Origin of the sequence: Yinghuangia sp. ASG 101 (genome assembly GCF_021165735.1) — a bacterium.
Classification (GTDB): Bacteria; Actinomycetota; Actinomycetes; order Streptomycetales; family Streptomycetaceae; genus Yinghuangia.
On record NZ_CP088911.1, the window covers coordinates 2,803,337 to 2,826,200 of the forward strand.

Consider the following 22,864-nt stretch of genomic DNA (forward strand, 5'->3'; position numbering starts at 1 on the left):
CGGGATGACGGGTCGCCGTGCCGGGCGGCCCGTCGGAGGCTCCGTGCGGGCCGCGGCCCGCGGCCCGCACGCCGCGGCTGTCAGGCGGAGTCGAGCAGTTGCAGCCGGTTCGCCAACGCGGCGGCCTCGCCGCGGCTGGAGACCTCGAGCTTGCCCAGGATGTTGGAGACGTGCACGCTCGCCGTCTTCGCGCTGATGAACAACTCCTCCGCGATCTGCCGATTGCTGCGCCCCGCGGCGACCAGCCGCAGGACGTCGCGCTCGCGCGGCGTCAGGGCCGGCGCCCCGACCGGGTCGGCGGCCCCGGCCGCCCCGGCGTCCGCCGAGGAGGCCGCGTCCAGGTGCAGGCGCGCGCGGCGGGCCAGCAGCTCGGTCTCGTCCACGAGGGCCCGGCTGCCCAGGGACACGGCCGCGGCGTGTGCGGCCGACAGCACCGCGGCACCGCGCGTGCGGTCGCCCTCGGCGATCAGCGCGGCGGCGAGCCGCGAGCGCACGCGCGCGAGGGCGTACGGCTGTTCGGTCCGCTCCCAGGCCGCGACCACCTCCTCCCACAGCGCGACGGTCGCCTCGCCTTCCGCACGGGCGAGCTCGGCGCGCAGATTGACGGCGAAGGCGTCGTCGAGCGGGCAGTCGCGGGCGAGCGCGAGAGCCGCCGTGCGGATGCGCGTCAACGCCTCCGGCCGGGCTTTCGACTCGGCTCCGCCGCGCGGGTATCCGGCCAGCTCGGTCGCGTCTCCTTCGGCCCGCGCGGCCTCGACCAGCAGCGGCCAGGCATACCGCTGGTGACCGGCCGGGAAGCCCGCGCGCAGGTCCGGGGCGATCAGCTCGCGCACATCGCCCAGCTTGCCGAGCCGCCGGGCGACCGCGACCTCCAGGGCGCGCAGGGGAATGCGGAACTGCGGTTCGACATACGCCGCCTCGGCGATCCGGCGGGCGTCCTCCAACGCGGTGGTGGCCGCCGCGATGTCGCCGCGGGCCAAGGACAGCTCGACGATGATCCGGTACGCGTGGCCCAGCGTCTCGGGCTTGGGGTCGTACTCGAAGACCTCGTCGAGGATGCGCCCGGCCTCGTCCCACTCGCCGAGCGCGCTCAGGCTCTCGGCGAGGTTGCCGATGGTGAACGCGCCGATGCCGCGGATCAGGCCGCGCTCGCGCGCGATCTCCAGCGCCTCACGGGCCGCGTCGGCCGCCTCGCGGTGCCGGCCCAGCCCTTCGAGCACCGAGGAGAGGTTGCTCAGGACCAGGCACGTGATATCCGGCTCGGACGCGCGTTCGGCGACCGCGCGGGCCTCCTCGAACTCCGCGAGCCCTTCGTGCGGACGGCCGAGCGAGACCAGGAGGCACCCGAGGGTCTTGAGGATGGTCGCCTCGTCGGCGGGACTGCCGATGCCGCGCGCGATGGCCAGCGCCTCACGCGCGGTCGCGACGGATTTCTCCGTCGGGTTGTCGAGCATCTCGTCGCGGGCGATCTGGCCGAGCACCCGGGCGTGCTCGATCGACGGCGGGAGCCCGACCAGCAGCCCTTCGGCCTTCTGGAGTGCGCCGAGGCCGCTGGACCGGTTGCTGCCGCGCAGCAGGCCGGCCCGGATCGTCCACAGCGCGGCGGCGCGGCGCGGGTCCCGAGCCGCGTCGACGAGGTCGAGCGCCTGCCGGGTGAAGGCGAGGGCCTTGTCGTACGCGTTGTCGAACCGCGCGGGCGGGATCGCCGCCATGAGCAGGTCGACCAGGGTGATGCCGGTGAGGTCCTCGGCGTCGGCGACCTGCTCCCACAGCTCCAGCGCTCGTTCCAGCAGGCGGAACTGCTCGCCGAAGGCGTACCGCGACCGGGCGGTCTCGGCGGCGGCCAGCGCGGCGGGAAGGGCCTCGGTGGCACGGCCCGCGTGGTACCAGGACATCGCGAGGCGGCTGGAGTGCTCGTCCGCCGGGACCAGGTCGGGCACGCGTTCGAGCGCCTCGGCGTACCGCACGTACATGCGCATGCGCTCGCCGGGCAGCAGGTCGTCGCGCACGGCCTCGCGCACCAACGCGTGCCGGAAGTGGTATCCGTCACCCTCCCGGGTCGGCACCAGGACATGCATCGACACCGCGGGCCGCAGCGCCTCGTCCAGCTCGACGCCGCCGATGCCGACGACCTCGCTGAGCAGCGCGTGGCCGACCGTGTTGCCGCCCACCGCGGCGAAGCGGACCACCCGCTGCGTGGTCTCCGGCAGCTCTTCGACGCGGATGAGCAGCAGGTCGCGCAGGGTGTCGGACAACCCGGTGAGGCACCCCTGGCGCACGCTGCACGCCAGCTCCTCGACGAAGAAGGCGTTGCCCTCGGACTTGCGGTAGATCTGCCGGATCAGGCCGCGTGGCGGATCCTCGCCGAGGATCCCGCGCAGTTGCTCGCCGACCTGGGAGAGCGTGAGCCGGCCGAGGTCGAGCCGGCGCACCGATCTGATGCGGTCCAGCTCGGCGAGGAAGGGGCGCAGCGGATGCCGCCGGTCGACGGCGTCGGCGCGGTAGGTGCCGACCAGGAGGATGCGGCCCCGGCGCAACGAGCGGACGAGGAACGACAAAAGCTCGCGGGTGGACGCGTCCGCCCAGTGCAGGTCTTCGAACGCGACCACGAGGGTGCGGTGCTCGCCCAGCTTCTCCAGGACCCTGAGCATCAGCTCGAACAGGCGGGCGCGGTCGTAGTCGCCGGACGCGTCGCCGTTCGGGACGGGGGCGAGGTGGGGCATCACCCAGGCGAGGTCCTGCTCGCGGCCCGCGACCGCGGCGTTCAGCTCGGCGCCGACCGTGTCGGCGAGGGCGCGCATAGCGGCGGAGACGGGGGCGAACGGCAGCCCTTCGGCACCCAGCTCCAGGCACGCGCCGACCGAGGTGACGGTGCCCTTCGGCTCGACTTGGGCGAAGAACTCCTGGAGCAGCCGGGTCTTGCCGACCCCGGCCTCGCCGCCGATGAGGACGACCGCGGGCGTGCCGGCATCGGCGTCGCGGAGCGCGTCCGCGAGACGCGACAGCTCGGGGAGCCGACCGACGAAGACGGGACTGGCCGCAGGAGTGGACACGCTGTCGAGCATGCCACGCGCGGCCGACACAGAGCGCCCCCTTTTCCTCCCGGGTGCGACGATTGCCGCCGGTCGTCACGGCACGTCGGAAGTGGTCCGGCTTTGCGGGCCCGCAGTGGACCTGCGGCGCTGCGCGGAGCGGGGCCGGAAAGCGGTACGGCGGCCCGGCGGGGGAAGCGGGTCGCCGCCGGCGCGGGTGCTCACGGCGCCGCGGGCCGGGCGAGCGCGCACGGGACGGGCGGATGGCCCGTGCCGTGCGCTCGCGGCGTCGCGCCGGGTCTTGTCATGCGGCGGTGCGCACGGTTCCTTCGATACCGCCCGCGTCGGGGCGTGTTCGCCGCCCGTCGGCGGCGGCGCGGCGGCGCGCCGCGCGACGCCCGAGGAGGGCGTGGCGGACCAGCCGCTCGTGTTCGGCGACGCGGTGCAGTTCGCGGGCTTGGGCCTGGAACGTTTCGTACTCGTACATGGGGCGGCTCCCGAGGGTGGCCCCGGGGTCTCCGGACCGGCGGTCGCGGGCCTTCCGGGGGCATGCCACCAGACTTCTGTGCCAGTCGGGTGCGGGGCATCGGGCGGATGCCATAACCGGCCGGGGTGCCGGGCACCGGCGGCGCCTAAGGCCTCCTCAGACACGGGTCGGCGGGGGCCTCAGGCGGCGTGGCGGCGGTAGTGGGAGCGCGGGCGGCGGCGTAAGGCGGGCCCGTGCGGCCGGGGGACACGGCACCGGGCACACGGCACGGGCGACAGGGCAGGGGCGACGCGGCACGCGGCAACGCGGCGATACGGCGTGAGGCGACGCGGCCGGATCCGACAGTGCACCCGGCGTCCCGCGGTCGCCGGGGGCAACGCGCGAGGGGTGCCCCCGCACCGTGTCGGGGGCACCCCTCGCGCGTCTCACCTGGCGTGCCGAGGACGGCCTCGGATCAGGAGACGCCCAGCTTCTCCAGGATCAGCGCGCGCACCCGCGCCGCGTCCGCCTGCCCGCGCGTCGCCTTCATGACGGCCCCGATCAGCGCGCCGACCGGGCCGAGGTTGCCGCCCTTGATCTTGGCGACCGCGTCGGCCTGCGCCGCGATGGCGTCGTCGATGGCCGCGCCGAGCGCGCCCTCGTCGGAGACGACCTTGAGGCCGCGCTTCTCGACGACCTCGTCCGGCGCGCCCTCGCCCGCGAGCACGCCCTCGATCACCTGGCGGGCCAACTTGTCGTTGAGCTCACCGGCCGCGACCAGCGCGGCGACGCGGGCGACCTGCGCCGGCGTGATGGGCAGCGCGGTGACCTCGACGCCGCGTTCGTTGGCGTTGCGGGCCAGCTCGCCGAGCCACCACTTGCGGGCGGCGTCGGAGTCGGCACCGGCCGCGACGGTGTCGACGATGGCGTCCACGGCACCGGCGTTGACCACCGACTGCATGTCGAAGTCGCTGATGCCCCACTCGGTCTGCAGGCGCTTGCGGCGTACCGACGGCTTCTCCGGCAGCGTCGCGCGCAGTTCCTCGACCCACGCGCGCGAGGGCGCGACGGGGACGAGGTCGGGCTCGGGGAAGTAGCGGTAGTCCTCCGCCTCCTCCTTGACGCGGCCGGCCGTGGTGGAGCCGTCCTCCTCGTGGAAGTGCCGGGTCTCCTGCACGATCGTGCCGCCGTCGGCGAGCACCGTCGCGTGGCGCTGGATCTCGAACCGGATCGCCCGCTCGACGGAGCGCAGCGAGTTGACGTTCTTGGTCTCCGACCGGGTGCCGAACTTCTCCCGCCCGTGCGGGCGCAGCGACAGGTTGGCGTCGCAGCGCATCTGGCCCAGCTCCATGCGGGCCTCGGAGACGCCGAGGGCCTTGATGAGGTCGCGCAGCTCGGCGACGTACGCCTTGGCGATCTCGGGGGCGAGGTCGCCGGCGCCCTCGATCGGCTTCGTCACGATCTCGATCAGCGGGATGCCGCAGCGGTTGTAGTCGAGCAGCGAGTAGTCGGCGCCGTGGATGCGGCCGGTGGCGCCGCCCACGTGGGTGGACTTGCCGGTGTCCTCCTCCATGTGCGCGCGCTCGATGCCGACGCGGTACGTCGTGCCCCGGACCTCGACGTCGAGCCAGCCGTCGAACGCGATCGGCTCGTCGTACTGCGAGGTCTGGAAGTTCTTCGGCATGTCCGGATAGAAGTAGTTCTTCCGGGCGAAGCGGCACCATTCGGCGATCTCGCAGTTCAGCGCGAGGCCGATGCGGATCGCCGACTCGACCGCCGTGCGGTTGACCACCGGCAGCGCCCCGGGCAGCCCCAGGCACGTGGGGCACACCTGGCTGTTCGGCTCGGCCCCGAACTCCGTCGAACACCCGCAGAACATCTTGGTGTTCGTACCCAGCTCGACGTGGACCTCAAGGCCCATGACCGGGTCGTACGAGGCCAGTGCGTCCTCGAACGACATAAGGCTCGTCGTGCTCACTGGAAGTGCAACTCCTTAAGGGGCTTCGTGGTTCGGCGGCCACACGCGGGCTGCGGTCACAGGCCCGCCTCGACGGCTTCTTCCTCTTCCTCGCGGAAGGAGCGGATCAGCAGCGCGACGCCGGTGACGACGGCGGCGGCGGAGACGATGGCGTCGGTCAGTTCGAGCTTGTCGTTCTTGCCCCGCGCCTCCTTGATCTGCTTCATCACACCGATCGCGCCGAACACCTGCATACCGAGGCCGAGGATCTTCGCGGCCTTGCTCTTGGGGGCCTTCTTCTTGGCCATCTGGCTCTCCTGTCGATGCGGGACGTACGAGAACGTCAGGACGGTCACAAGGCCGGTGCGCGGTCCAGCAGCGGGGCGCCCCAGCGGTCGGCGAGCGCCGCCTCGACCGCCGCGCCGACCTTGTAGAGGCGATCGTCGGCCATGGCGGGGGCGATGATCTGCAGGCCGACCGGCAGGCCGTCCTCGGGGGCGAGCCCGCACGGCAGCGACATCGCGGCGTTCCCGGCCAGGTTCGACGGGATGGTGCACAAGTCGGCCAGGTACATGGCCATCGGGTCGTCGGCGCGCTCGCCGATCGGGAAGGCGGTGGTCGGGGTCGTCGGCGAGACCAGGACGTCGACGTCGGCGAAGGCGGCGTCGAAGTCGCGCGTGATGAGCGTGCGCACCTTCTGCGCCTGGCCGTAGTAGGCGTCGTAGTAGCCGGACGAGAGCGCGTACGTACCCAGCATGATCCGGCGCTTGACCTCGGGGCCGAAGCCCTCCTCGCGGGTCAGCGACATGACCTCCTCGGCGGAGCGGTCGCCGTTGTCGCCGACGCGCAGGCCGTACCGCATCGCGTCGAAGCGCGCGAGGTTCGACGACGCCTCGGACGGTGCGATGAGGTAGTAGGCCGGCATCGCGTAGTCGAAGTGCGGGCACGAGATCTCGACGACCTCGGCACCGAGCTCGCGCAGCAGGTCGACCGCCTCGTGGAAGCGCCCGAGGACGCCCGCCTGGTAGCCCTCGCCGGCGAACTCCCGGACCACGCCCACGCGCAGGCCGCGCACGTCGCCGGCGCGGGCGGCGGCCACGACGTCGGGCACGGGCGCGTCGGCGGACGTCGAGTCGAGCGGGTCGTGCCCGGCGATCGCCTCGTGCAGCAGCGCGGCGTCGAGCACCGTGCGCGCACACGGGCCGCCCTGGTCGAGCGACGACGAGAACGCGACGAGGCCGTAGCGGGAGACGCCGCCGTACGTCGGCTTGACGCCGACCGTGCCGGTGACGGCGGCGGGCTGGCGGATCGAGCCGCCGGTGTCGGTGCCGATGGCGAGCGGCGCCTCGAACGCCGCGAGGGCCGCGGCGCTGCCGCCGCCGGAGCCGCCGGGGATGCGGGCGAGGTCCCACGGGTTGCCGGTGGGGCCGTACGCCGAGTTCTCCGTCGACGAACCCATGGCGAACTCGTCCATGTTCGTCTTGCCGAGGATGACGACGCCGGCGTCCTTGAGGCGGCGCGTCACGGTGGCGTCGTACGGCGGCAGCCAGCCTTCGAGGATCTTCGAGCCGCACGTGGTCGGGACGCCGCGTGTGGTGAAGACGTCCTTGAGGGCCAGCGGGACGCCCGCGAGCGGGCCGAGCTTGTCGCCCTTGGCGCGGCGGGCGTCGACCGCCTTGGCGGCGGCCAGCGCGCCTTCGGTGTCGACGTGCAGGAACGCGTGGACCCTGGCGTCCACTTCGGCGATGCGGTCGAGGTGGGCTTGTGCGACCTCGACGGCGGAGACCTCGCCCGCGGCGATCCGCGCGGCGGTCTCGGCTGCGGTGAGCCTGGTCAGATCGGCCATCGTTACTGCTCCTCCCCCAGGATCCGCGGTACGCGGAAACGCTGGTCCTCGGCGGCCGGCGCACCGGAGAGAGCCTGCTCGGGGGTGAGCCCCGGGCGGATCTCGTCGGGCCGCATGACGTTGGTCAGCGGCAGCGGGTGCGACGTCGGCGGGATGTCGTCGGCGGCGACCTCGCCGACGCGGGCGACCGCGCCGATGATGTCGTCGAGCTGGGTGGCGAGGTGGTCGAGTTCCTCGGCTCCGAGCTCCAGCCGCGACAGCCGGGCGAGGTGGGCGACCTCCTCGCGCGAGATGCCAGGCATGCAGCGATTCCTTCGAGGTGGCTTGGGGATGGTTTCCGTCGCCGCCATCCTAGTGCCGCCCCGGGAGGGGCTTGCCGATTCCCGCCCTCGCGGGATCCACCCCCCGAACGACGGCTTTTCCGGGTGCCGGGCTGCTTGCGAGCGGTCGCGGGGGGCCACGACGCGGGGGCGAAGACGGAGGCGAACGCGGGGGCGCCGGGTCGTCTCGCGTCGGCAGGGACCGTATGCGGGCGTGCCGGTGGCGTCCGTACGCGGGGAAGAGCCGGGCGGGACCCGGGCCTTGGTCGTCCAGCCGAGAGTCGGTGCGCGGGGCGTCGGGGCGTCGGGGCGTCGGGGCGTCGACGGAGCGTTCCGGGGCTGCGGAGGTCAAGCGGGGGCGGGGTCGTCGTGCCGCCGTTCGCTCGCCGCAAGACCGTCGCCATTCGTCGTCATCGACGGACCCGTCCCCCGGGGCCGCGGAGGTCAGGCAGGGCGTGTGCCGCCGTCCGCTCGCCGCCGCCATCCGCCGCCGCGCGACGGCCGCCGCGGTCGTCCCGTCACCGGGCCCGGCGTTCGGATTCCGCTACCCCGTGACGCGCGTCGGGTTCTGCAGTGGGCGGGTTCGTTCGGTGTGGGATGGGGAGTCGGGTGGGCGGCGTTGGGGGGCCATGCGGGCGCCGACGCCGTGGCGGGCGAGCCAGGCGGTGGCCTCGTCGCGGGGCAGGGCGCCGGCGATGAGCCAGCCCTGCGCGCTGTCGCAGCCGAGGTCGCGCAGCCGGTCCCAGGTGGCGTCGTCCTCGACGCCTTCGGCGACCACGCGCAGGCCGAGGGAGTGCGCCAGGTCGACGGTGGAGCGGACGATCGCCGCGTCGTCCTCGTCGACGGTCAGGCGCGCGACGAACGAGCGGTCGATCTTGATCTCGCTGACCGGGATGTGGCGCAGGTGGACGAACGAGGAGTAGCCGGTCCCGAAGTCGTCCAGGGACAGGCGTACGCCGAGTTCGCGCAGCGCGTCGAGGTTGCCGGCGGCGCGCTGCGGCTCCTCGAAGAGCACGCGCTCGGTGATCTCCAGGTGCAGCGCGTCGGCCGGCAGGCCGTACCGGCGCAGCCCGGCGGCCACGGTGTCCGCGAACGCGGGGGCGTGGATGTCGCGTGCCGAGATGTTGACCGCCACGGGGACGTCGATGCCCTCGCCGCGCCACCGCGCGACCTGGGACAGCGCCTCGTCGACGACGTAGCGGGTGAGCCGCGGCATGAGGCCGGTCTCCTCGGCGAGGCGCACGAACACCTCGGGCGAGATGTAGCCGCGGTCGGGGTGCCGCCAGCGCACCAGGGCCTCGCAGCCGTCGACGCGGCCGGTGGTGAAGGACACCTTGGGCTGGTAGTGCAGTTCGACCTGGCGTACGTCGAGTGCGCGGCGCAGGTCGCCGAGCAGGAGGAGTTTGTCGCGGGTGTTGACGTCCCGTGCAGGGTCGTACAGCTCGACGCCGCTGCGGAGCCGCTTGGCGAGGTACATCGCGACGTCGGCGTATTGCAGCAGTCCGGCCATGCCGCGCGCGTGGTCGGGGAAGACGGCGACGCCGACGCTCACCTCGATGTCGAGGGCCAGGTCGTCGAGTTCGAACGGCTCCGCGAGCACTTCGACGATCTTCCGGGCCATGGCCTGCGCGATCTTGTCGGGCCGGTCGGTGCCGGGCTGCGCGGATCCGGCGTCGGCGGACCCGAGTTCGGGGACGAGGACCGCGAACTCGTCGCCGCCGAGCCGCGCGACCGTGTCTCCCGGGCCGATGACGCCGAGCAGGCGGTCTCCGACCTGGCGCAGGAGCCGGTCTCCCGCGAGGTGGCCGAGGGTGTCGTTGACCTCGTGGAAGCGGTGCAGGTCGAGCAGGAAGAGCGCGATCCGGCTGTCGCGGGCCGCGGCGCGGATGACGCCTTCGCCGTGTTCCAGGAGCAGGCGGCGGTTGGGAAGCCCGGTCAGCGGGTCGCGGTGGGCCAGCTGCTCGCGGTCGAAGGACACCCGCGTCGATCGGTAGAGGCTGTGCAGCGGCAGGACGAACAGCGGCAGCAGCCACGGGTTGGCGCGCGCGACGACGGCCATCAGCGGCGCGATGCCGATGAGGGCGCCGTTGGCGATGATCCGGACGCGGATCTCCTCGGCGGCCAGCGTGGTCGTGGGCACACCGCGCCAGCTCGCGCGCAGCATCCACGCCGCGCCCTGCGCGACGCCGACGAGGACCAGCCCCGCGAGGAGCACCGCGGGGAGTTCGGCGATGGTGAGCGTGTGCACGTCGCCGCCTCGGGGGCGTACGCCGCACACGCCCAGGACCGCGTCGGCGGCCAGCAGGCCGAGGGCGTAGTGGCCGGTGATGTAGATCAGGCGGTACGCGGCGTCGCGGCGTATCAGGCCGGATATGACGACCGGGACCGCCAGGAACAGCGCGGCGGGGGCCCAGCCGTGCGCGATGAGCAGGGCGTAGGTGACCGCGACGGAAGGGATGGCGCCGGGCACGTACATGCCGCGCCGCGTGACTCCGAGGTGGATGCCGTCGGTGACGACCAGGGCCAGCATGATCCACACGCCGACGTCGTCGACCGGCAGCGGCGCGTCGCCGCCGACGACGACGCGGGCGACGGCGAGAAGCAGCAGGAGGTTGCCGACGCAGGTGACGAAGACGGCGTTCGCGACGAACCTGCCGGGGCGTGCGACACGCGACAGATCCGTGCCTCCGAACCGTCGCATGCACAAGCTCCCTGCGGCTCTTCCCGGGCGGGTCCCGGCCTGGCGGGCCGAACTGCCCCGCCGCGGCAAGGGGTACGCGGGGCGTTCCGCGACCGGGCGGCAAGCCCGGCGCGGGGCCGGGTTCTCGATCAGGGTAGGACGCCGGGGGGTGGCCGGGGAGGCATATCCGCAAGATCGAATCGGAACGTCCTGTTCCGATCCCGGCGGGGAGCCGGTTTCTGACGTGGCGTCAGGTGCGCGAGAGGCGGGTCGGGCACGGGTGGTCAGGCACCGCGGCCGGGCCGGGGAAAGCGCCGGTGACCGGCACTTTCCCCGCCGTTGCGGCACGTTGGTTCCGCGAGCGCACGAACTACTCGGCGTCCGCGGCCACTCCGGTCTCCCCCGGTTCGTCGCCGCCTCCGGCGCCTTCCGCCGCGCCGCCCGTTTCCTCCGCCGTGTCTCCGGTCCGCGCGGCCACCCACGCCCGGGCGGCCTCCGGCCCGTCCGCCAGCAGCACCGCGAAGCCCTCGTCGTCGAGGACCGGAACACCGAGCGATACGGCCTTGTCGTACTTCGATCCGGGGCTGTCGCCGACGACGACGAAGTCGGTCTTCTTCGAGACCGACCCGGTCACCTTCGCTCCCCGCTCCTCCAGCGCCTCCTTGGCGCCGTCGCGCGTGAAGCCGGTGAGCGTCCCGGTGACCACGGTGGTGAGCCCGGTGAGCGTGCCGGGGGCCTTCTCCGCACCGCCCTCCTCGACGAAGCGGACGCCCGCGGCACGCCACTTCTCCACGATCTCGCGGTGCCAGTCCTCGGCGAACCACTCGACGACCGCCTGCGCGATGATCGGCCCGACGCCCTCGACGTCCGCGATCTCCTCGACGCTCGCGTTCGCCAGCCGGTCCAGGTCGCGGAACTCGCTCGTGATCGCGCGCGCGGTCGTATCGCTGACGTGCCGGATCGACAACGCGGTCAAAATACGCCACAGCGGCTGCCGCTTGGCCTTCTCCAGACCGTCGAACAGCACGTCGACGGTCTTCTTGGGCTCGCCCTTCTGGTTCGCGAAGAACGTCACGGTCTTGTGCGCGCCGGTCTCGTCGTCGACCTTCGGCATTCCGGTCTTCGGGTCGCGTACCAGCACCTTGATCGGCAGCAGCTGGTCGAGGGTCAGCGCGAACAGGTCGCCCTCGTCGCGCAGCGGCGGCTCGGCCGGCTCCAGGGGCTGGGTGAGGGCGGTCGCCGCGACGTACCCGAGGCCGTCGATGTCGAGTGCCTTGCGGCCCGCGAGGTGGAACAGGCGTTCGCGGAGCTGCGCGGGGCACGAACGCGCGTTCGGGCAGCGTACGTCGACGTCGCCCTCCTTCATCGGCCGCAACTCGGTACCGCACTCGGGGCAGTGCGACGGCATCACGAACTCGCGTTCGGTGCCGTCGCGCAGGTCGGCGACCGGGCCCAGGATCTCCGGGATCACGTCGCCGGCCTTGCGCAGCACGACCATGTCGCCGATCAGCACACCCTTGGCCTTGACGACCTCCTGGTTGTGCAGCGTCGCGTACGCCACCGTCGACCCCGCGACCTTGATCGGCTCCATCACGGCGTACGGCGTGACGCGCCCGGTGCGGCCGACGTTGACCTTGATCTCCAGGAGCTTGGTGTTGACCTCCTGCGGCGGGTATTTGAACGCGATCGCCCAGCGCGGTGCCTTGGACGTCGCGCCGAGCCGGCCCTGCAGCGGGATCTCGTCGATCTTGATCACGACGCCGTCGATCTCGTGTTCGACGGAGTTGCGGTGCTCGCCGAAGTAGCGGATGAACTCCTTGACCTCGTCGGCGGACGCGAAGACCTTGTTGTGCCGCGCGGTCGGCAGGCCCCACGCGTGCAACTTCTCGTACGCGTGCGACAGGCAGTCGATCGTGAATCCCTCGCGGGCGCCGATGCCGTGCACGACCATGTGCAGCGGCTGTTGGGCCACCGCCTGCGGATCCTTCATCCGCAGCGACCCCGCGGCGGCGTTGCGCGGATTCGCGAACGGCTTCTCCCCCGCCTCCACACGCCGCGCGTTGAGATCGTCGAACGCCTCGATCGGGAAGAACACCTCGCCGCGGATCTCGACCAGTCCGGGGACGTCGTGGCCGCCGTCGTCGCGGAGCCGGTGCGGGATCTCGCCGATCGTCCGGACGTTCGCCGTGATGTCCTCGCCGGTCCGCCCGTCGCCGCGGGTCAGCGCGCGCACCAGCTCGCCGTTCTCGTACAGCAGGTTGACCGCGAGCCCGTCGACCTTCAGCTCGCACAGGAAGTGGAAGGCGGCACCCGCGAGTTCGCGATGCAGCCGCTCGACCCACTCGTCGAGGTCGGCCTCGTTCATGGCGTTGTCGAGGCTGAGCATGCGCTCCAGGTGGTCGACCTTGACCGCGTCCTCGGCCGCCTCGCCGCCGACGGTCTGCGTCGGGGAGTCGGGTGTGCGCAAGGCCGGATAACGCCGCTCGATGCCGTCCAGCTCGCGCATGAGCGCGTCGAACTCGGCGTCGCTGACGGTCGGCGCGTCCTTGACGTAGTAGCGGAACCGGTGCTCCTCCAGCTCCTTGGCCAGGTCCACGGCCCGCTCGCGCACCTCGGCGGGGACGCCTTCGGCGCCTGTCAGATCAGCCACGTCGTCAGCCTCCAGAAATACCGGCGGTCCGGTGCGGGTCGCTCACCCCTCGGGTGCCTCATGCAGCACCCGGGCGGCCTCGACACTGTGCGCGAGCGCCCGCCGCACCCAGGCGGGATCCGCTCCCGCCAGACCGCACGTCGGGGTCACGACCACGGCCTCGCCCAGGTGCTCCGGGCGGAAGCCGAGTCTCCTCCACAGTGTCTTGACACCCCTGACCGTACCGGCCGGGTCCGACAGCGGCCGTGCGCCCGTGCCGGTGTTTCCCCTGGTCGCGGCACGATTGGCCACCCGGTTGGACGGCGTCGGCGGGGGAAGCGACGGCACCACGCCGAAGAGGAACCCGAGCCCGGCCTCGACCGCCTCGCCGATCTCCTCCTCGTCGCGCTCCCGCAGCAGCGAGAAATCCAGCGACACGCCTTTCGCCCCGACTTCCCGCAGCAACCCGATCGGCACACCCGCCGCACAGCTGTGCACCACCACCGGCACCCCGGCCGCGCCGATGACGGTCCGCAGCCCCTCCCGCACCACCGCCTTGTCCACCGCCCGCAGCTTCCCGAACCCACTCGCCGTCGGCACCGCCCCCGCCAACACCCCCGGCAGCGCGGGCTCGTCGATCTGCAGCACGACACCGGCCCCGGGCACCCGCCGCCGCACCTCGGCAACGTGCGCCCGCACCCCCTCCGCCAGGGACTCCGCCAGATCCCGGCACGCCCCCGGATCCGCCAACGCCTTGTCCCCATGCGTCAGTTCAATCGACGCCGCCAACGTCCACGGCCCGGCGAGCTGCACCTTCAGCGCCCCCGCGTACCCCTGCGTGAACTCCTCCAGCGCATCAAGGTCCTCCCGCAGCCACCCCACCGCCCGCCGATGATCCCGCCCCGGCCGATCGGCGAACCGCCACCCCGACGGCTGCACCTCCGCAAACAAATCCACCAACACCCCCGCGGACCGCCCGATCAGATCCGCCCCCACCCCCCGCTGCGGCAACTCGGGAAGATGCGGAAACCCCGCCAACTCCCCCACCACCAACCGCACAGCCTCCCGAACATCCCCACCAGGCACCGACCCCACCCCGGTCGCACTCCCGACCGGCCAGGGATAGGCCGCCCCACTCTCCGTCGCCCCGGCCTCGGCACTCACGTCTGAACCCGCCAACTCACTCACGCCGCGTGAGCCTACCGACCACCACCGCCCACACGGCGGTGGTGGAGCACGTCACAAGGATCAGGCGACCAAGTCCCACGACCCGGTGATCTCTTCCGCGGAAGTTTCTCGAACGAGAAAGCACAAGGGATTTCCAAGGGATCAGGAGAGGCTAGACTTACGGGCTTCACCGAGTACTGGTCGATGAGCGCGTGCCGGCCCTGGACGTGTTCCATGAACATCAGCGGTACGGCAACGGCAGCCGCGTGCAGGGCCGCGTGTAGGGGGCGTCGCTCACCGATCTTCACAGCCGACAGGGCACGGTTGTCATCCCGCTCCAGCTCATTCGGCGGCAGCGTGAACATGGGGCACACCGAATCCAGGACGAACAGCGCGGTGTGCAGGCCCTCGTGGACGATGCACGTCGCATAGTCGAGGCTGAGCCATGCCGAGGCCGGGCTCATCACCACCACGCCCGGCATCTGATTGGCGGAACCGCCACCGTCCGCACCCGAGTTCAGCGTCACGATGTCCGTGACAAGGAGGTCGACCATGCGGCGCAGGCCTGGGTTGATCTGCTCGATCAGGGCCAGTGCCTCGACAATCTGCCGATCCCACTCCTGTCGGGTCCGCTTGTCCGAGGGAGAGGCTGGGCCGACGATGTGTGGAAAGATCTCCCGCTCCTTGCAATGGGTGACCCAGGGGCTGTCCTCGTACCCGATCCGGATACCCTCCGGCTCCGCCGGGAGGTCTACAGGGCGCAGGACATTGATCGCCTCGACGTATGCGGGTCGCAGTTCCTCGATCGTGCTCACGTACTTGCCGTTGATCGCATGTACGAACCGACCCAGCATCTCCACGAGGTGCCCTGTGTTGAGCATATGCATGGTCATGTCCTTCCTCCAATGCTCCGGGCGCGCTGTGCCGCGATTACCGGCGGAGGAGAGCTAGTTGGTCCAGCCGCCCATCATCACGATCTCGGCTCCGGACAGTGCGTCGGTGACCCTGGCCTTGATGTCGGCCGCGATCTTGTCGGGGTCGGACATCACGGCCGTCAGCAGTTCGTTGAAGTTTGTCGTGTCGGTCCACTCGGTTTTCACCGGGCTCATTGAACCACTCCTTGTTTCAGGGGACTTGACGGTGGGACACCCGCCCCGGAAAAGGCGGGTGTCTTGGTGCAGCCGACGGCTGACTCCGCTGACGCAGAGGGCGACGACCGCTGCCCGGATCGTTTCGATCCGGTCTGCTCTCATCGTCAGGCTGGACGCCTGACGCGGCCTACCGTCTTTCCTGTTGTCGCAAGAACTCGTCCCGGATGTCCTCGACGAGGCCGCACAGTTCGTCACCGTGGATCGCCACCGCATCGAACCTGCTGAATGTGTCGCTGTACAACTGGACGTCCCTGGGGTCCCGTGTCGTCACCTCCGAATGGAAGGTCTCGACAATGACGAGACTGTCGTCGTGGAGGCTGAAACAGGTCATGGGGAAGTCCGGCCGCGCGTTGGTCAAGGGTGATGCTTCCGACCCACCGGCTTCCCGGTCAAGCTCCGTGGCTTTCCAGAGATTTCCAGAACAGGAAACCCGGCGAGACCCTTCTTCAGCGCCGGTTCCGGAACGCCTTCTGCGCCCGAAGTCCGCTCACCGGCACCAGCATCAAACAGACGTCTTTCGGACGACGTGATCCACGTGCCTGCGCCCGTCACACCTGCTCGATGCTCCACCCGAGCCCCGACACGGACCGGCGGGCAATGCCGTACCGCCGCAGGTCGAACCAGCACCGCACCGTCTTTCCGTCGAGCGGACGCGGCCACCAATCGAGGCCGTCCGCCTCCCGGGAGACCAACCACAGCCCACGGCCGGACAACAACGACGTGTCGGGCACGTCGCCCGGTGTCACCATAGGCAAGACCGGTCGGCTCGGGTCGCTGTCGTCCACCTCTACCGTCACGAACCGGCCCGGAAAAAGATATACGCGCACGGCAACCCGGCACGACACACACGGCACCGCGTGCCGGACGGCGTTGCTCGCCAGCTCTGACGTACAGAGCTCGATGGCATCCGCCAGCGGCGACAGCCCCCAGTCCTCCACAGCGGCCCACGCGAGATTTCGCGCATCACGCACGGAAGACGGAGCGACCGGCCACGTTTTGGCCCGCAGCTCATAGCCGCCTTGGACCGAACGACGGGACTCTGTGGTCCAGTTGCTCTCGCCGAGTGCCGCGAAAGCTCCGGTCATCGGCACGTCTTGCGGCGATCGTGCCGACAACACCCTGTGCGGGTACGGACGTTCATGTTGGGTGTCAGTCATGACCAACTCTCTGGACGGCCGGCGCGTTGGCTTGCGCGGGTGGCAAGCATCAACCCCGGGATCAACTGGCTTGAGCCAGTTTGGGAGAAGCGCGAAGCGCGCGTCAAGACTCTGGCTTAAGCCAGTTGCTATGCTGCCTGTATGACTACTGCCGGCGCCTCGCCTCAGCGGCCCGCGAGCCGACGCATTGCGGAAGACCTCCGAAGCACCATCGAAAGCGGGGACCTCGCCCCGGGCGACAAGCTGCCGTCAGAACGTGTGCTTGCGGACCGGTATGGCACCGCTCGCAACACGGCCCGAGAAGCGATCCGCATGCTTGCCGAGCAGGGTCTTGTCACCGCCCAGCACGGACGGGGTGTATTTGTCCGAGAACCCAAGCGACTGTTCCGGATGGGCGGGGACCGATATTCGCGGAAGCACCGCGAGACGGGCCTGACACCCTTTCGACTCGAAGCGCAGCGACAGGGGAAGGCCGCCCGTATCGACGTGGCGCGGATCGCACGTGAGGTTCCACCCGCAGACGTGGCCGAACGGCTGCGCGTCGCAGCAGACGAGCCGAGTGTCCTGTGTAGGGAGAGCCACTACTTCGCCGACGATGAGCCGGTCCAGATCGTTTCGACTTGTCTCCGCTGGGACGAAGCCGAAGGGACCCTACTGATGCAGCCGAAAACGGGAAAAGACGGGATCTACGGGCGGCTTGAAGAACTCGGACATGTCATGAAGAACATCCGCGACGAAGTCAGCGCGCGGATGCCCACTCCCGAGGAAGCCGCCGTTCTTGAACTCCCGCCGGGTGTCCCGGTCTTGGAGGTGCTCCATACCAGCTTCGATCAGGATGGTGCCCCCTTTGAAGTATCACGGTTCGTCCACCGAGCCGACCGAACCGGCTTGCTGTACGACCTCCCTGTGGACTGAAGGAGCGGCCCGTGGAGAACTCCAGGGTTCGACCGTTCGATGACAAGGACCTGCCGGGTGCCGTCGCGGCGCTGGTCAACGTGCACGCGACCGATGGATATCCCGTCGAAGGCGTTGACAGGCCGGAGTTCTGGCTGCGTTCCCCGAAAGTCATCGCCTCGTGGGTTGCCGAAGCCGACGGAAAAATCGTCGGTCACGTCGCTGTCATGAAACCGCAGGGCGAAGACTCCGCGTCGCTGTGGGCCAAGCAGAACGGTGACGGCGACGGAAACGTCGCCGTCCTCGCCAGGCTTTTCGTGATCCAAGAGGCCAGACACCAAGCGTTCGGCCGGTCGCTCGTGAACACCGCCATGCGATACGCCCGGCGTGGGCAACTCCGTTTGGTGCTCGATGTCATGGCCAAGGATCGTTCCGCAATCCGTCTGTACGAACACTTGGGATGGACCAAAATCGGCAGCACAACACACCATTACGGCGAGAATCTGCACACCGATGCAATGTGCTACGTAGCACCGATCTGAGGATGGCCGAACGGCGTACGGGAGCTACGAGCCCCATCCGTGGTCAGATCATTCCGCGCCCGACCGCCCTTTGGCGCTCCGCCCACAACACAGAATCGACGAGGGAGAACCCATGACGCCTTGCACCGCTCCGGATCAGCGCACCGCCGTACGCCCGTGGGGCATCAGCCGAATGCGCCCGTACCCGAGCACGTACCAGCCCGGCTACACCACCGCCGAGCTTGACCCCGTCACACAGACCACCGTCTTCCGCGACGAACACGGAGGCGTCATCGAGATGGGCAAGCACGGCACGAGCCAGGGAACCGAGACCAACCCGCAGTCGACCAACCAGGACAGCAAGAACGACACCGACCACGACCAGGACAGCGAGCAGGACTGATGGCTGTGCCCGGACCGGTCGCAGTCGTCACCGAGATCGACGACATCACCGCCGACATGGTGATCGCCGAGCTCAATGAGCCGGGGCGTACCCGTCGTACGGTTCGACCCCTCCGACGTCGGAGAATGCCTTTCCTTCTCGGCCTGGTTCGGTGTCAGCGCCGCCTCACTGGCGGGGCAACTCCGTACCCCTTCCAGAACCGCCAACTTGGAAGAGGTACGGGCCGTCTACTGGCGACGCCCGACCTGGCCGCACTTCGAGCATCTGGATCACGCCGATGCCCGGTATGCAGCAGCCCAGGTCCGTCACGGCCTGGGCGGCACCCTGTACGCGTTGCCGAACTGCCGCTACGTGAACCATCCGCTTCGCAACCACGCGGCCGAACACAAGCCCATGCAACTCGCGGTCGCCGAACGGTTCGGGTTCACGATTCCGCCCACGCTGATCTCCAACGACGTGGACGACGTACGTGCGTTCATCGCCGAACACGATGAGGTGATCTACAAGGCACTCCGGTGGACGCCCTACCAGCGGGCGGACGGCGTCGGGCTGACGACATGGACCGAGCCCGTCACTGCCGCCGAAATCAACGAAAGTGTGGGCGTGGTCCCGCACTTGTTCCAGGCCCGCGTGGACAAGATTGCCGACCTCCGCGTCGTGGTCGTCGGCGAGCAGGTGTTCCCGGTGCGAATCGACTCGGGCCTGTTGGACTGGCGCGCCGACTACGACGCCCTCACGTACCAGGTCACTACGCTGCCCGACGGCATGGGCAAGGCGTTCGTCGCTTTCCTGGAACATTTCGGCCTCGCGTCAGGCAGTTTCGATCTTGCCCTTGACCGCGAAGGGCGCCTTCACTGGCTTGAGCTGAACCCGAACGGTCAATGGGGCTGGCTCGAAGTCAAGACCGGATTACCGATCAGCGCCGCGTTCGCCGCCCTCTTGGAGCTAGGAGCCGCACCGTGAACCGTCCCGATACCGCTCCCGAGAGGGAGGCGCTCGCCGATCGGTTGGCCGCGCAAGGGCACCTGCGCAGCCGAGCGTGGCGCGCGGCCGTCGAAGCGGTTCCTCGGGAACACTTCCTTTCCACTGGTGTGTTCCTTCCTGACGAGGCAAATGGTCTGTGGCGGCCGGTCCTCCCGGGAAGTGTCAGCCCGCAGGAATGGGTGGAGATCGTCTACAGCGATCAGTCATTGGTGACGCAACTGGACGGATGTCTGACTCCTGATCAAGTCATCGAGCCCGTGCGCGGTTTCCCCACTTCCTCGTCCACTGTGCCCGCCACTGTCGTGGGGATGCTCGAAGATCTCGACGTACACGATGGGCAGAACGTGGCGGAGATCGGGACCGGGACCGGGTACTCGACCGCACTGATGTGTCACCGGCTCGGTGAGGACAACGTCACCAGCATCGAAGTGGACGCCGAGGTCGCCGCCAGGGCGGATGACGCACTGGAAAAAGCGGGGTTCTCGACGTGGACGGTGACTGGTGACGGTCTCCTCGGGAACCCGCGCCGAGCACCCTTCGACCGGTTGATCGCCACGTGTGCGGTACGCCGTATCCCGTACACATGGGTGCGGCAGACCAGGCCCGGCGGGGTCATCCTCGCCACGGTCGGCCCTGGTGCGTGGTCGTACGGGACCGGGCTGGCCAAGCTCACCGTGCGCGAGGACGGCACCGCCCAGGGCCAAATCATCGGGCGTTCATCGTTCATGCCGGCTCGGGCGGAAGCTGCCGTTCCGCTGTCCGGCGACCTCGCGGCACGCGCCGCGTATGCCGACACCGAGCGGACGACGGCCCTTTCACCTGCCGTCCTCGAACAATGGATGCCCGCGTTCCTCGCCCAACTCGCGGCACCCGGTGCTCAGTTCGTACATGCACGGAGCGGCGACGGCCGAGAAACGACATACCTGTTCGACACGCACCGGGAATCGTTCGCCGCCCTCTCAAAGGGCGGCGAACTGTGGACCGTACGCCAGGGTGGGCCCATCGCAATCTGGGACGCAATCGAAGCCGCCGTCACGGCATGGCAGAGGGTTGGAGAGCCCGACGTCGACGCAGTTCGGCTGACCGTCACCGCCAAGGCCCACACTTATTCGATCGGGGGCAACCCGACGCTGCGCTGGGAACACCGGATCGACTGAAACCCACGTTGGCGAATGCCCACAACACGCCGAGCCGACCAATCGCCCCGCCGAGCCTCAGCCCGGCGGGGCGAGTTGCTGTGGAGAAGCGGCGCACGGACTCGGGGCGGGGGGCGGGGGGCGGGGGGCGGGGGGCGGGGGGCGGGGAAGAATAGTGGTCAGGCGGCGAAGGCTTGGCCGATGCTTCGGCCGATTTCGGGGCGCATGAGGTAGAAGTCGGGGTTGTGGGGGGCCGCGCCGTGTTCGAGGGTGTAGCCGGTGCGGAGTTCGGGGGCCGTGGCTTGGCGGCGGGTGGGGAAGAGGCGGGCCAGGGCGGGTTCGGCGGCGATGAGGTCGTCGCGGTCGGCGAGGTTGATCCAGCGTTCGACGTAGGACGGCGGCTGTGCGGGCTGCGGGCGTACCCAGTCGTCGATGACGGTGTCGGGGCCAAGGGGTGAGCCGAGGGTGATCAACAGAGGGAGGGGCCGGCGCAGGCGGTGGGCGAGTTCGTAGGCGACGACCGCACCGAGTGAGTGGCCGATGACGACGCGTGTGTCGAAGCCGATGTCGGCGGCGACGCGGTCGAGGATGCGCGCGCGGGTGTTGTCGTCGGTGAGGTAGCGCGTGAGCTGGGCGAGTGCCTTGTTGACGAAGCCTCCGGCCGATCCGGGCCCGTCCGCCGCGAACCACTTGAGGCCGGAAAGGCCGCAGGTCGGCGAGAGCACGACGGTACGGCCGGTCTGGTCGGGGCCGCCTTCGAGCCGCGCGATCTCCCGTGCCGCGCGCTGCCGTTCGGGCGGGGCGGAGCTGCGTTCGGCGGCGCGGTCCAGCCATTCGCGGCCTATCCGGTCGGCCATTTCCTGCCGCAGTCCGTCGGCTTCGGCGGCGTCGGGTTGCGACGGGTGGCGGCGCATGACATCGCCGTAGAAGGCCATCCGCGTCTCGATGCCGCGGCGGGTCTGGCGGTACTTCCACAGGCGGTCCGCGGTCTCCGGGTAGCCGGCGGCTTTGACGCCGCGGGCCAGCCGGGGCAGCCACTCGTCCTCCAGGCTGCGGGCCGACCTGAACTCCTGCGCGATCCCGTGCACCAACACGATTGCGGCCATCGCTCCCCTCCCATGCCCCCGAGTGTCGAAGAGTGCACGTCGCGAAAGCCCGGTCGCTGCGCGGGGATCGCAGGCCGAAAAGTCGTTTCGCTATGTACTCTTACCCACCCAGTCACCGAAGTTGCCTTCGTGGTAACGGGAGATTGCGGCCATGTGAGCATCCACCGACAGGGCACGCGTGAGCCGACCGGCGAGGACGGGACGCGCCGCGGCCACGGAGGCGGCCGGACGCCGGAAAACCGGCGAAGTCCCGTGCCTACGCGGTGTCTTCAGACGGCCGCGGCGCGTGTGGTGGCGTCGATGGTGGCGGAGCCGACGACGCGGCTGCCGTCGTACAGGACGACCGCCTGGCCTCGGGCGACACCGCGGATCGGGGCGAGCAGGCGGACGGTGACCAGGCCGCCGTCGACGTCGGCGACGGCCGGGTACTCGTCGCCGTGGGCGCGGACCTGGGCGGTGCACTCCAGGCTCCCCGTCGGCGCCTCACCGCACCAGCGGGCGCGGATGCCGGTCAGCGCGCCGACGTTCAGCGCCTCGGCGGGCCCCACGGTGACGGTGTTCTCCACCGGCGAGATGTCGAGGACGTAACGCGGCTTGCCGTCCGGCGCCGGGCGGCCGATGCGCAGGCCCTTGCGCTGGCCGACGGTGTAGGCGTACGCGCCCTCGTGCTCGCCCAGCTTGGTGCCGTCGGTGTCGACGATGTCACCCGGCGTACGGCCGAGCCGCTTGGCCAGGAACGCCTGCGTGTCGCCGTCGGCGATGAAGCAGATGTCGTGGCTGTCGGGCTTGCGCGCCACCGCGAGGCCGCGGCGCTCGGCCTCCTCGCGCACGGCGTCCTTGGTGTCGGTGCCGAGCGGGAACAGCGCGTGCGCGAGCTGATCGGCGTCGAGCACCCCGAGGACGTACGACTGGTCCTTGGCGTGGTCCGAAGAGCGGTGCAGCTCCCGGCCGTTCGGGCCGTCGACGAGCACCGCGTAGTGGCCCGTGCACACCGCGTCGAACCCCAGCGCGAGGGCGCGGTCGAGCAGGGCCGCGAACTTGATCTTCTCGTTGCAGCGCAGGCACGGGTTCGGCGTGCGCCCGGCCTCGTACTCGGCGAAGAAGTCCTCGACGACGTCCTCGCGGAAGCGCTCGGCCAGGTCCCACACGTAGAACGGGATACCGATGACGTCGGCGGCGCGCCGGGCGTCGCGGGCGTCTTCGAGGGTGCAGCAGCCTCGCGCGCCGGTGCGGAACGACTTGGGGTTCTCCGAGAGCGCGAGGTGCACGCCGGTCACGTCGTGCCCCGCCTCGTGCGCGCGGGCCGCCGCGACCGCGGAGTCGACGCCGCCGGACATCGCGGCGAGCACGCGGAGCGGACGCCCGGCGGACGGGTCGGCGGGCCGGGCGGGGTGCGGGGCGGCGGTCTCCCCCGG

19 protein-coding genes are annotated in these 22,864 nt (G+C 70.6%); 5 read left to right on the top strand and 14 right to left on the bottom strand.

The genetic code is table 11. From position 1 onward, the window contains the following. Positions 1-80 precede the first annotated feature (80 nt). The 12 genes from LO772_RS11610 to LO772_RS11665 all read right to left on the bottom strand — a co-directional run bounded on the left by LO772_RS11610 (position 81) and on the right by LO772_RS11665 (position 16,333). A complete protein-coding gene (locus tag LO772_RS11610) occupies positions 81-3,053 on the bottom strand; it encodes an ATP-binding protein (RefSeq protein WP_231778327.1) in 2,973 nt (990 codons plus the stop codon). A 283-nt stretch (positions 3,054-3,336) separates the two neighbouring features. Next, positions 3,337-3,519, bottom strand: coding sequence for a hypothetical protein (locus LO772_RS11615; RefSeq protein ID WP_231778328.1), 183 nt, complete (start codon positions 3,517-3,519; stop codon positions 3,337-3,339). Between the two features lie 454 nt (positions 3,520-3,973). Then, positions 3,974-5,458: an Asp-tRNA(Asn)/Glu-tRNA(Gln) amidotransferase subunit GatB gene (gene gatB, locus LO772_RS11620; RefSeq protein WP_231779504.1), complete on the bottom strand. Its 1,485-nt coding sequence runs from the start codon at positions 5,456-5,458 to the stop codon at positions 3,974-3,976. A gap of 74 nt (positions 5,459-5,532) precedes the next feature. Further along, positions 5,533-5,763 (bottom strand): hypothetical protein, encoded by a 231-nt coding sequence (locus LO772_RS11625; RefSeq protein ID WP_231778329.1) that lies wholly within the window; start codon positions 5,761-5,763, stop codon positions 5,533-5,535. A 44-nt stretch (positions 5,764-5,807) separates the two neighbouring features. Beyond that, positions 5,808-7,301: an Asp-tRNA(Asn)/Glu-tRNA(Gln) amidotransferase subunit GatA gene (gene gatA / locus LO772_RS11630; protein WP_231778330.1), complete on the bottom strand. Its 1,494-nt coding sequence runs from the start codon at positions 7,299-7,301 to the stop codon at positions 5,808-5,810. A 2-nt stretch (positions 7,302-7,303) separates the two neighbouring features. After that, the gene (gene gatC / locus LO772_RS11635; RefSeq protein ID WP_231778331.1) at positions 7,304-7,603 is read right to left on the bottom strand and encodes an Asp-tRNA(Asn)/Glu-tRNA(Gln) amidotransferase subunit GatC; all 300 of its coding nucleotides are present in this window, start codon (positions 7,601-7,603) and stop codon (positions 7,304-7,306) included. Positions 7,604-8,165: 562 nt separating this feature from the next. Next, complete coding sequence (locus LO772_RS35775) at positions 8,166-10,322, bottom strand: putative bifunctional diguanylate cyclase/phosphodiesterase (protein ID WP_269453188.1); 2,157 nt, start codon at positions 10,320-10,322, stop codon at positions 8,166-8,168. A gap of 349 nt (positions 10,323-10,671) precedes the next feature. After that, positions 10,672-12,942, bottom strand: a complete 2,271-nt coding sequence (ligA, locus tag LO772_RS11645; protein ID WP_443089450.1) for an NAD-dependent DNA ligase LigA — start codon at positions 12,940-12,942, stop codon at positions 10,672-10,674. A 51-nt stretch (positions 12,943-12,993) separates the two neighbouring features. After that, entirely contained in the window at positions 12,994-14,094 is a 1,101-nt protein-coding gene (locus tag LO772_RS11650) for a methionine synthase (protein WP_231779505.1), read from the bottom strand. 35 nt (positions 14,095-14,129) lie between these two features. Further along, positions 14,130-14,984: an aKG-HExxH-type peptide beta-hydroxylase gene (locus tag LO772_RS11655; protein ID WP_231778333.1), complete on the bottom strand. Its 855-nt coding sequence runs from the start codon at positions 14,982-14,984 to the stop codon at positions 14,130-14,132. Positions 14,985-15,044: 60 nt separating this feature from the next. Beyond that, the gene (locus tag LO772_RS11660) at positions 15,045-15,206 is read right to left on the bottom strand and encodes a hypothetical protein (RefSeq protein ID WP_231778334.1); all 162 of its coding nucleotides are present in this window, start codon (positions 15,204-15,206) and stop codon (positions 15,045-15,047) included. Between the two features lie 590 nt (positions 15,207-15,796). Next, positions 15,797-16,333 (bottom strand): ATP-binding protein, encoded by a 537-nt coding sequence (locus LO772_RS11665; protein ID WP_231778335.1) that lies wholly within the window; start codon positions 16,331-16,333, stop codon positions 15,797-15,799. 213 nt (positions 16,334-16,546) lie between these two features. On the opposite strand from LO772_RS11665, the gene LO772_RS11675 reads away from it, so the two are divergent. The 5 genes from LO772_RS11675 (at position 16,547) to tgmC (ending at position 20,364) form a co-directional block, all read left to right on the top strand. After that, entirely contained in the window at positions 16,547-17,320 is a 774-nt protein-coding gene (locus LO772_RS11675) for a GntR family transcriptional regulator (RefSeq protein WP_269453189.1), read from the top strand. Positions 17,321-17,331: 11 nt separating this feature from the next. Further along, positions 17,332-17,841, top strand: a complete 510-nt coding sequence (locus LO772_RS11680; RefSeq protein ID WP_231778336.1) for a GNAT family N-acetyltransferase — start codon at positions 17,332-17,334, stop codon at positions 17,839-17,841. A gap of 112 nt (positions 17,842-17,953) precedes the next feature. Continuing rightward, positions 17,954-18,223, top strand: coding sequence for a putative ATP-grasp-modified RiPP (gene tgmA, locus LO772_RS11685; protein ID WP_231778337.1), 270 nt, complete (start codon positions 17,954-17,956; stop codon positions 18,221-18,223). Between the two features lie 75 nt (positions 18,224-18,298). Continuing rightward, the gene (gene tgmB / locus LO772_RS11690; RefSeq protein ID WP_331717325.1) at positions 18,299-19,186 is read left to right on the top strand and encodes an ATP-grasp ribosomal peptide maturase; all 888 of its coding nucleotides are present in this window, start codon (positions 18,299-18,301) and stop codon (positions 19,184-19,186) included. Then, positions 19,183-20,364, top strand: a complete 1,182-nt coding sequence (gene tgmC, locus LO772_RS11695) for an ATP-grasp peptide maturase system methyltransferase (protein ID WP_231778338.1) — start codon at positions 19,183-19,185, stop codon at positions 20,362-20,364. The genes tgmB and tgmC overlap by 4 nt, the downstream gene beginning before the upstream one ends. Before the next feature lie 158 nt (positions 20,365-20,522). On the opposite strand, the gene LO772_RS11700 is transcribed toward tgmC, so the two are convergent. Beyond that, a complete protein-coding gene (locus tag LO772_RS11700; RefSeq protein WP_231778339.1) occupies positions 20,523-21,449 on the bottom strand; it encodes an alpha/beta fold hydrolase in 927 nt (308 codons plus the stop codon). A gap of 269 nt (positions 21,450-21,718) precedes the next feature. Continuing rightward, positions 21,719-22,786: a tRNA 2-thiouridine(34) synthase MnmA gene (gene mnmA / locus LO772_RS11705; protein WP_231779507.1), complete on the bottom strand. Its 1,068-nt coding sequence runs from the start codon at positions 22,784-22,786 to the stop codon at positions 21,719-21,721. Between the last annotated feature and the right edge of the window lie 78 nt (positions 22,787-22,864).

Coding starts and splice junctions, on each gene's coding strand:
- LO772_RS11615 (WP_231778328.1), bottom strand. CDS start 3,519: ATGTACGAGTACGAAACGTTCCAGGCCCAAGCCCGCGAACTGCACCGC.
- gatB (WP_231779504.1), bottom strand. CDS start 5,458: ATGTCGTTCGAGGACGCACTGGCCTCGTACGACCCGGTCATGGGCCTT.
- LO772_RS11625 (WP_231778329.1), bottom strand. CDS start 5,763: ATGGCCAAGAAGAAGGCCCCCAAGAGCAAGGCCGCGAAGATCCTCGGC.
- gatA (WP_231778330.1), bottom strand. CDS start 7,301: ATGGCCGATCTGACCAGGCTCACCGCAGCCGAGACCGCCGCGCGGATC.
- gatC (WP_231778331.1), bottom strand. CDS start 7,603: ATGCCTGGCATCTCGCGCGAGGAGGTCGCCCACCTCGCCCGGCTGTCG.
- LO772_RS35775 (WP_269453188.1), bottom strand. CDS start 10,322: ATGCGACGGTTCGGAGGCACGGATCTGTCGCGTGTCGCACGCCCCGGC.
- LO772_RS11655 (WP_231778333.1), bottom strand. CDS start 14,984: ATGCATATGCTCAACACAGGGCACCTCGTGGAGATGCTGGGTCGGTTC.
- LO772_RS11660 (WP_231778334.1), bottom strand. CDS start 15,206: ATGAGCCCGGTGAAAACCGAGTGGACCGACACGACAAACTTCAACGAA.
- LO772_RS11665 (WP_231778335.1), bottom strand. CDS start 16,333: ATGACCGGAGCTTTCGCGGCACTCGGCGAGAGCAACTGGACCACAGAG.
- LO772_RS11675 (WP_269453189.1), top strand. CDS start 16,547: ATGACTACTGCCGGCGCCTCGCCTCAGCGGCCCGCGAGCCGACGCATT.
- tgmA (WP_231778337.1), top strand. CDS start 17,954: ATGACGCCTTGCACCGCTCCGGATCAGCGCACCGCCGTACGCCCGTGG.
- tgmB (WP_331717325.1), top strand. CDS start 18,299: ATGAGCCGGGGCGTACCCGTCGTACGGTTCGACCCCTCCGACGTCGGA.
- LO772_RS11700 (WP_231778339.1), bottom strand. CDS start 21,449: ATGGCCGCAATCGTGTTGGTGCACGGGATCGCGCAGGAGTTCAGGTCG.
- mnmA (WP_231779507.1), bottom strand. CDS start 22,786: ATGTCCGGCGGCGTCGACTCCGCGGTCGCGGCGGCCCGCGCGCACGAG.